Source organism: Cardiobacterium sp., from assembly GCF_057314735.1.
On the sequence record NZ_DBHKZK010000030.1, the window covers coordinates 1 to 8593 of the forward strand.

Consider the following 8593-nt stretch of genomic DNA (forward strand, 5'->3'; position numbering starts at 1 on the left):
TTTCCTACACAAGCATACGGAAAAATGCGGTTCTCCAAGATTTTAAACAGGCTCTGAGACTTTCGGTGAACGGCTATATTTGAGAACGCAATCGCTGCCGCTCAGGGGTTGATGTGTTCGAGGATGCGTTGGGTCAGAATTTTTTCGCCGGGGCCGGTGAAGTGGATGCCGTCGCCTTTGCGTACTGCCACCGGTTTGCCGCGTTCGTCCGGCAGGAAGGCGGTGTAGCTGCCGTCGGCCTTGGCGAAGAGGCGGTTGGTGTTCTGGTAGTGCTGTTGCGCGTTTTCGACTTCTTCGGCAATGAGCTGGTCGAGGTAGGTGATTTTTTTGCTGTATTTGGGCGCTTTCATTAGCGGCGGCCCTATCCACAGGGTTTGAGCGCCGCGCGCTGCCGCCGTTTGCAGGATTTTGCGGATTTCGCCGCGATAGTAGGCTTCCCATTCGGGCGTGCCGAAGTGCATATAGTGTTTGGGGTTGGCGGGGTTCGGCGTGTCCTGCGGGTCATTCGCGCCCAGCAGCACAATGATGAGGCGCACGTCCGGGTTTTCTTCGAGTTGGGCGGCGAGGTTTTCCGGCCAGTTGTAGTAGTCGGGGAAACGCAGGCCGCTGCTCGGTTTGCCCCGGTTGATGCTTTTGATGTGGTGGCGGGCGAGCAGTTCGCGCTGGATGTGCGGCGCGAGTGATTGCATCATCGAGTCGCCGATGAGCAGCACGCGGTCGCCTTCGCCAAGGCGGATCGGGGTTTTGCCCGCAGGTGCCGGTTCGCTGGTGTTGCTGGCGGTGTCTTCCGGTGGGATGTCGGGGTCAAGGGTGAGGGCGGTGCTGTCGCTCGCGGGGTTGTCGTCGCTGTTGAAGCGGGGGACGCGCTGGATGGTGCTGTGCGTCCAGTCCTGTCCGGCGGGAAGGTAGGTGTTGGCGGCGATGGGGTGGCGGTGTTGCCACGGGGTGTCGTCGGCGGGGGCGGGTTGCGGCGCGGGTGCGACGGTTTTGGCGGCAGCGGTGGCGACGGGTACGGGGATGCTGGCGGCGTGGTGTCCGCCTGCGCCGAGGAGGCGTCCCAGCGCCTGTTTGAGCGCGTCGCCGCTGCGCCAGAGGGCGTTGTTTTGCAGGGCGGCGAGCGGCGACTGGCGGTAGTAGGTTTGTTGCCAGTATTGTTCGATGTTGTGTTGCATCAGCCAGAGCGCGAGGGTGAGGCTGCTGGCGAGGGTGGCGAGGATTTTCAGGCTGCGGATGGGCATGGCGGTTCAGTAGTTGCTGTAGAGGATATCGGGAATGCCTGCGGGGGCGCAGGCGGTGATGGTGAGCAGCGCGGCGGTGAAGAGCAGCGCCTGGCCGTACCACGGCAGGCGGCTCCAGCGGGCGGCGGCGTGTTCTTGCCAGCCGGCGCTGCGCGGGTAGAGGTAGATGAGGAGGTTAAAGGCGGCGATGAAGGCGAGCGCGGCGACAGGCGCGTGCAGGCTGATGTTGCCGCCGAGTGCGCGGAAGATGGCGCGGGTGTTGTCGGCGTCGTTTTTGTAGAAGACCGCCCAGGTGAGGACGATGTAATGGATGGTGCCGTAGCGGGCGAGTGCCGGGCTGAGCGTGGCGACGGCGTTTCTGCCCATGAGGCGGTCGCCGAGGTTGAGCAGGATGAGGCCGCCCGCGTGCATCGCCCCCCAAATGAGGTAATTGACGCTGGCACCGTGCCAGAGGCCGGAGAGGAGCATGGCGATGGCGACGTTGATTTGCGTGCGCAGCAGGCCGCGGCGGCTGCCGCCGAGCGGGATGTAGAGGTAATCGCGTATCCAGCTGGAGAGGCTGATGTGCCAGCGGTGCCAGAAGTCGCGCAGGTTGGCGGCGGCGTAGGGCTGGTTGAAGTTTTCCGGGATGCGGATGCCGAGCAGCAGCGCGATGGCGGTGACGAGTTCGGTGTAGCCGGAGAAGTCGAGGTAGATTTGCAGGGTGTAGGCGTAGAGCGCGGCGAGGACTTCGGCGGGCTGGTATTGTCCGGGGTTGCCGAGGATGGGCGTCACCCAGTTTTCTTCAAGCCAGGCTTCGAGCCAGAGGATTTTGGTGAGCGCGCTGATGAGGAGGATGAAGATGCGGCCACTGTCGCCGACGGCGCGCGGCGCGGTGGCGGCGTATTGCGGCAGCATTTCGCTGGCGCGGCAGATGGGGCCGGCGATGAGCGTCGGGAAAAAGGCAAGGAAGAGGCAGAGGCGTTCGGGTTTTTCCACGGTGATTTGCACGCGGTAGGCGGCGACGAGGTAGGTGATAGAGTGGAAGGTGTAGTAGGAGATGCCGACCGGCAGCAGGATTTCCACCGCAGGCAGTTGCCAGGAGATGCCGAGCGCATCCAAGAGGCTTTGGCTGTGGACGCGGAAAAAGTCCAGGTATTTCATCAGGCAAAGGTGGCCGATGGCGACGGCAATGGCGATTTTCAGCGCGCGCTTGCTGCGGTAATACTGGATGTGGCGCGCTGCGAGGTAGATGAAGGCCGAATACAGCAAAAGTTCGAGCGCAAACAGCAGGCTGTAGGTCGCCACCAGCGCGTAGCTGGCAGCGAGCAACAGGTGGTTTTGCAGGTCGAGGCGGCGGCGCAGGCTCCAGTACAGCGCAAAGAAGGGCAGAAACGCCGCGATGAATTCGGGGGAGAGGTAACTCATGCGGCTATTATCGCGGAAAGTGCAAACATTAACAATCTGTATAACCACGGCAAGCTGCGTGAAATTTTTGCGCGCCGGGCGCTGCGCCACCAAACAGGAATTATTGACATTAGATGTAACGCCCGGCATGATGCCCGCGTTTTTCCGCTGTCCGGGGGTAATCATGTTGAAAAAATTGGTAAAAATGGCGTGCTGTCTGGCCGCGCTGGCGCTGTTTCCGGCGCAGGCAGAAGTCAGGACGCTGACAGACGTGTTGGGGCGCGAAGTGCAGGTGGATGTGCCAGTCAAACGCGCCATTTTGACGTTTTACTATCCCGACTATATCGCTGCGACCGGCGCCGAGAATTTCAAAAACGTCGCCGGGATTTCGCGCGAGTTTTGGGAGAAATTCAATCCGGGCAGTTGGGCGCTTTATACCGCGAAAATACCGGGGTTGAAAGAAATCCCCGATGTGGGTTACGTCATCAGCAATACTTTTTCGCTGGAAAAGGCACTGGCGCTCAAGCCGGATGTGCTGGTGATTCCGAAAGTGCAATATGAAGCGCTGGCGGAACAATTACTGCGCTTTGCAGCGGCGGGCATTCCGGTAGTCGTCGTTGATTTCAATGACCAGACGGTCGAGAACCACACCAAGAGCATTAAACTCTTTGGCCAGTTGGCAGGTACGGAAGCGCGTGCGGAGAAAATCGCGCAGGAATACGCCAACGGCATTGCCGATATTCAAAAGCGGGTCAAAGCGGCGAATCAACCCAAGCCGAAAATCTATATCGAATTTGGCAACAAAGGGCCAGACGAATACAGCTACACCTTTGGCAAAAATATGTGGGGCGCGATTGCCGATACCGTCGGCGGCGACAATATCAGCGCAGCGCATATCGCTACCTGGGGGGTCATTACCCCGGAACAATTACTCATCGCCCGCCCGGACGTCATTATGATTTCCGGCACCGAACTGGAACACGACAAGAATCCGAATGTGATGTCGATGGGCATCGGCATTAGCGAAAAAGATGCGCGACAACGCCTCGCCGGATTCATGAACCGCACCGGTTGGGCAGATTTGCCGGCGGTGCAAAATAACCGCGTCTATGGTCTCTATCACACCATGTCGCGCTCGATTACCGACCTGGCTGCGGCACAATTCATGGCAAAAGCGCTTTATCCTGAAGCCTTCCAGGATATTGACCCGGAAAAAACCTGGCAGGATTTCCATAAAAACTATTTGCCGATAGAACCGCAGGGAACGTTTTTCCTCTATCCAATGAAATAATAATTAAATAAGGTATGTCATGAGCTATATAATGGATGCAATGCAACTTATACCTTTTGTAAAGAGAGGTGTTTTTGGAATAATTAGACTTTCTAAAGAAGAAATAGATGACACAATAAGCTACTTGCAGAAAAGAAGGCAAGGGGAAGAAAATACTTCTCTTTTAGAGAAACAGTTGGAACAATCTAAATATATTTTACTTCAAGATTTAAGTGTTGATGAACTTGATTTTTTATTAGGGAATGGCATTGATCTTAATGCCTTTAAATGGATTATTTTGGCAAAAGGAGGATTGGCAAGAGGTCTGGCAACCATAAGATGGAATGCTAATCTTAGAAAATATCAAGAAATAAAAATAAAATGGAAGATTATTGCTGTAGTTTTAATGGTTATGGCATTAATTTATGGTTTTTTATTTTTTATGGGTCCACCACTGTTCGCACCGCATACTCGTCGTGCATATATCATATTTTCTATATTAGGAACTGCCCCAGCCGTCTACCCAGGTACGGTAACAAGTACGGCAAGAGAAAAACTAAAAGAGATATATCCTTCTATATTTGTGATTTAAAGACAAACTCCCCCGCCGCCTTTGCGCCCCAAGCGGCGGGGATTATTACGGGGCGCATCATGAGCCATTCCCCTTTCTCACTCACAAACAGGAGCTTTTATGCTGAAAAAACTGCTTGCCGCTGCCGTAGTAGCCGCATCCATGGCCGCCGCGCACGCGGAAGTCAAAACCATCAAGGACGTCCTCGGACGTGAAGTCAAAGTCGATGTGCCGGCCAAGCGCATCATGCTCGGTTTTTATTACACCGATTATCTCGCCGTGGGTGGCGAAAAAGCGCTCGACAATGTCGTCGGCTTTTCCAAAGCGGTATGGACGGACTGGACGCCTGCCAGTTGGGAAGTTTATAGCAAGGCTTTGCCGAAATTGAATGAACTGGCCGATGTCGGCGAGGTGGAAGTTGGTACTTTTTCCGTGGAAAAAGTGCTGGCACTGAAACCGGATTTGGTCGTTCTTGGCGATTGGCAATGGCAAGTGATTCAGGATGATTTGGAGCCGCTGGAGAAAGCGGGCATTCCGGTCGTCGTCCTTGATTACAACAAAGAACAATTGCCGCTGCATTTGGAATCTACCCGCGTGCTGGGTGAAATTACCGGACAAGAAGCGCGCGCCAAAGAGATTGCCGATTGGTACAAAGGTATCGTCGATGATATTCACGAACGCGTGAAAAAATCCGGCCAGCCGAAACCGAAAATTTATCTGGAATTTGGCAACAAGGGACCGAGCGAATACGGCAACAGCTTCGGCAATACGATGTGGGGACCGCTCGCCGAGCAAGCGCAGGGCGATAATATTGCCGTTGGCCACGTTGAATATGCCGGGCCGATGAATCCGGAACAGGTCATTGTTTCCAAACCGGATGTCGTCGTCATTGCCGGACGCGAAACGGAATTGAAAAAGAATGCGGAAGCGCTGGTGATGGGTATCAATATTCCCAAAGAAGAAGCGCTGAAACGCCTCAACGGTTATAAAAACCGCACTGGTTGGGCGGATCTCCCGGCAATTAAAAACAATCGCCTTTATGGTATCTATCAAGGCGCATCGCGCAGTCTGACCGACGCCGCCTCCATGCAATATATTGCCAAAGCGCTTTATCCTGACGCATTCAAGGATGTCGATCCGCTCAAAACCTATCTCGACTATCACAAAAAATATCTGCCGGTCGTACCGGAAGGTACTTTCTACCTGAAAGCGGAGTAATCCGTGCCGCAGCAACTCGTTCATGACACGATTGCCGCCCACCGCCGCCGTGAAAAGCGGCGGTGGCTCATTATGCTGGCCTTCGTCGTTTTCTGTTTCATTACGCTGGTGCTGGATCTCACCAATGGTGCGGCCGGCGGGCAAATCAGCGCGCGCAACGTCTTAGACGCCCTCTTACAATTCCGCGACACCCCGCCGGACACCGTCTTCAACGCCGCCGCGCTTTGCCGCGACTACCCGCTTGCCGCCAGCTGCGTCGCCGCCGGGCAAGACAGCAGCACCTGGCAAGGCATACTCTACTGGTGCGCCCTGCACTGGCAGACCTTTACCCACTGGCTCGCGCCGCACTGGTACGACTTCCAACAATGGCTCGGCGTCGCGGGCGTTGATAACATCACCCACATCATCGTCAATGACCTGCGCCTGCCAATTGCGCTGATGGCGCTCGTCGCCGGTGCGGCGCTTGGCGCGGGCGGTGCAGAAATCCAGACCCTGCTGAACAACCCCATGGCCAGCCCCTACACCCTCGGCATGGCCGCTGCCGCCGGTTTCGGCGCCTCGCTGGTGGTCGTCTTCGGCACCTTCGGCATGAGCGTCTATATCGCGCAACCCTTGATGGCGTTCATCATGACCATGGTCGCCGCCGGCATCATGTTCATCTTTGCCTCAATGCGCCGCTTCTCCTCGGCAACCCTCGTTCTGGTCGGCATCGCCCTGCTCTTCATCTTCCAGTCCGCCTCCTCGCTGATGCAATACATCGCCACCCCGGAAGAATCGCAAAAAATCCTCTTTTGGCTCTTCGGCGCACTCAGCAAAGCAAAATGGGCAACACTCGGCATCACCACCGTCGTTACCCTCATCTGCACCCTGCTGCTCTTTAGCAACGTCTGGCAGCTGACCGCCTTGCGCCTCGGCGAAGCGCGCGCCGCCAGCATGGGCGTGAACCTCGCCGCGCTCAGGATGCGCGTGCTGGTCATCGTCGCAGTGATGACTGCGACTGTTATTAGCTTCGTCGGCACCATCGGCTTTATCGGCCTCGTCGCGCCGCACGTCGCGCGCATGCTCGTCGGCGAAGACCAGCGCTACTTCCTGCCGACCTCGATGCTCACCGGCGCCGCCTTCCTCTCCGCCGCCTCCGTCCTCTCCAAACTCATCAACCCCGGCGCGGAATTCCCCATCGGCATCATCACCTCCTTCATCGGCGTGCCGTTCTTCTTCTGGATCATCCTCACAAGGAAAACCAGCACATGATGCAACTCGAACAAGTCACCATCCACCGTGGCCACCTCTGCGTCGCCGACCACATCTCGCTCGAGCTTCACCCCGGCAAAGCCTACGCCGTGCTGGGGCCGAACGGCGCAGGCAAATCGTCGCTGGTGAAAACCCTCTTCGCCGAAATCCCGCACAAAGGCAGCATCCGCTACCAGGATAAAACCCTCGGCCACACCAACCACATGGCCTGGCGCAAACCCATCGGCTATATGCCGCAGGACACCGTCGTCGATGCCTCGCTGACCGCGCTTGAAGTCGTGCTGCTCGGCCAGATGAACAGCCTCACCATGCGCGTCTCCGACGAACAGCTCGCCCGCGCGGTGGAAATGATGCAAAGCCTCGGCATTGCCCACCTTGCCGCGCGCGACGTCCTCGCCCTCTCCGGCGGCCAGCGGCAAATGGTGATGTTCGCGCAAGTACTGTTGCGCGACCCGCAAGTGCTGATGCTGGACGAACCGGTAAGCGCGCTCGATATGCACCACCAGTGCGTGCTGCTCGAAGCAGTGCGCCACCATACCCGCGACCGCAACCTCATCACCCTGATGATCCTGCACGATTTGAACCTCGCCGCGCAGTTCGCCGACGAAATCATCCTGCTGGCGGATGCGAAAATTCAGGCACAAGGCGCTCCGCGCGACGTCCTGCAAAAAGAGACCATCGAGCGCATCTACCGCGTCGAAGCCGCCGTCTTCTACGACGAAGCGCAGCGCCCGGCGGTGGTCATGCCGCGCCGCGCCATCCGCAAAGAAGCGGCGGCGTCGTAACACCCCCTCCCCCGCCGGGCGAAGCGCGCGGGGGTAGCGGTGTCCGTAACGCCAACCCGCCCCAAACCTGTGCGCCGATTTGCCCCTCCCCCGGTGGGGGAGGGTCGAGGTGGGGTTACTGGTGGCGCGCACGGTATCGCTTTTCCCGCCATAGCGTGCGCCCCGGCGCACCGTCAAAACCATTTACATACATATAGAGCGCTCAAGTGTATGTATAAATCCCCATACCAACCCACGGAGCAAACCATGAAAAAAAACCTCATCCTCACCGCCGTCCTGCTGGCCGCAGCCGCCCACGCCGCCGAGCACGAAATCAAAATGCTCGACATTGGCAGCGACAAAGCGCCGATGGTCTTCGAACCCGCCGTGCTGAAAATCGCACCGGGCGACACCGTCACCTTCATCCCGACCAACAAGGGACACAACGTCGAAAGCAAAGTCATCCCCGAAGGCGCGGAAGCCTTCAAAAGCGAACTGGACGAAAAATACAGCGTCAAACTGGACAAAGAAGGCGTCTATATTTACGTCTGCCCGCCGCACAGCATGATGAACATGGCAGGTGTGATTCAGGTGGGTGAGGCGACCAACATGGAAGCGGCACAAAAAGCACTGCCCAAACTGGAACGCCGCGCGATGAGCAACAAAGGCCGCCTCACCAAATACGTGGAAGAGCTGGCGACCGCCCCCGCCGCTGACGCCAAAGCGGCGGAAGAAAAACCGGCAGAAAAAAGCGAACAGCCTGCGGCAAAATAAAACCGCTTTCACAACGACAAAAAACCGCCCTTATGGGCGGTTTCGTTTTTACTGGCGATTAGGGGGTGTTTATAGCCATCCACCGAAAGTTTCAGACAAGGCGCGTCGCCGAAGACAGTAC

7 protein-coding genes and 1 pseudogene are annotated in these 8593 nt (G+C 57.3%); 6 read left to right on the top strand and 2 right to left on the bottom strand.

All coding sequences use genetic code 11. The annotated features are described in order from the left end of the window. Positions 1–101: 101 nt before the first annotated feature. Together ACO54Z_RS03610 and ACO54Z_RS03615 are read right to left on the bottom strand one after the other, a co-directional pair. Complete coding sequence (locus ACO54Z_RS03610) at positions 102–1238, bottom strand: SGNH/GDSL hydrolase family protein (protein ID WP_485995793.1); 1137 nt, start codon at positions 1236–1238, stop codon at positions 102–104. Between the two features lie 6 nt (positions 1239–1244). Continuing rightward, on the bottom strand, positions 1245–2645 hold the full coding sequence (locus ACO54Z_RS03615) for an MBOAT family O-acyltransferase (RefSeq protein ID WP_485995794.1): 1401 nt from the start codon (positions 2643–2645) through the stop codon (positions 1245–1247). Between the two features lie 163 nt (positions 2646–2808). Here ACO54Z_RS03615 and ACO54Z_RS03620 point away from each other — a divergent pair, with 163 nt between their 5' ends. The 6 genes and pseudogenes from ACO54Z_RS03620 to ACO54Z_RS03645 form a co-directional block, all read left to right on the top strand. Further along, positions 2809–3915: an ABC transporter substrate-binding protein gene (locus ACO54Z_RS03620; protein ID WP_485995795.1), complete on the top strand. Its 1107-nt coding sequence runs from the start codon at positions 2809–2811 to the stop codon at positions 3913–3915. Between the two features lie 19 nt (positions 3916–3934). Then, positions 3935–4486 (top strand): hypothetical protein, encoded by a 552-nt coding sequence (locus ACO54Z_RS03625; protein WP_485995796.1) that lies wholly within the window; start codon positions 3935–3937, stop codon positions 4484–4486. Positions 4487–4585: 99 nt separating this feature from the next. Next, positions 4586–5683, top strand: coding sequence for an ABC transporter substrate-binding protein (locus ACO54Z_RS03630; RefSeq protein ID WP_485995797.1), 1098 nt, complete (start codon positions 4586–4588; stop codon positions 5681–5683). A gap of 3 nt (positions 5684–5686) precedes the next feature. Next, positions 5687–6934, top strand: coding sequence for a FecCD family ABC transporter permease (locus tag ACO54Z_RS03635; RefSeq protein WP_485995798.1), 1248 nt, complete (start codon positions 5687–5689; stop codon positions 6932–6934). After that, the gene (locus ACO54Z_RS03640) at positions 6931–7719 is read left to right on the top strand and encodes an ABC transporter ATP-binding protein (protein ID WP_485995799.1); all 789 of its coding nucleotides are present in this window, start codon (positions 6931–6933) and stop codon (positions 7717–7719) included. Before ACO54Z_RS03635 ends, ACO54Z_RS03640 begins: the two co-directional genes overlap by 4 nt. A 246-nt stretch (positions 7720–7965) precedes the next feature. Continuing rightward, positions 7966–8394 (top strand): annotated as a pseudogene (locus ACO54Z_RS03645) (pseudoazurin); the annotation flags it as partial. Between the last annotated feature and the right edge of the window lie 199 nt (positions 8395–8593).

What these genes read in the sequence shown, in the direction of transcription:
- ACO54Z_RS03620 (WP_485995795.1), top strand. Translation starts at nt 2,809, where the DNA reads ATGTTGAAAAAATTGGTAAAAATGGCGTGCTGTCTGGCCGCGCTGGCG.
- ACO54Z_RS03640 (WP_485995799.1), top strand. Translation starts at nt 6,931, where the DNA reads ATGATGCAACTCGAACAAGTCACCATCCACCGTGGCCACCTCTGCGTC.
- ACO54Z_RS03625 (WP_485995796.1), top strand. Translation starts at nt 3,935, where the DNA reads ATGAGCTATATAATGGATGCAATGCAACTTATACCTTTTGTAAAGAGA.
- ACO54Z_RS03630 (WP_485995797.1), top strand. Translation starts at nt 4,586, where the DNA reads ATGCTGAAAAAACTGCTTGCCGCTGCCGTAGTAGCCGCATCCATGGCC.
- ACO54Z_RS03610 (WP_485995793.1), bottom strand. Translation starts at nt 1,238, where the DNA reads ATGCCCATCCGCAGCCTGAAAATCCTCGCCACCCTCGCCAGCAGCCTC.
- ACO54Z_RS03615 (WP_485995794.1), bottom strand. Translation starts at nt 2,645, where the DNA reads ATGAGTTACCTCTCCCCCGAATTCATCGCGGCGTTTCTGCCCTTCTTT.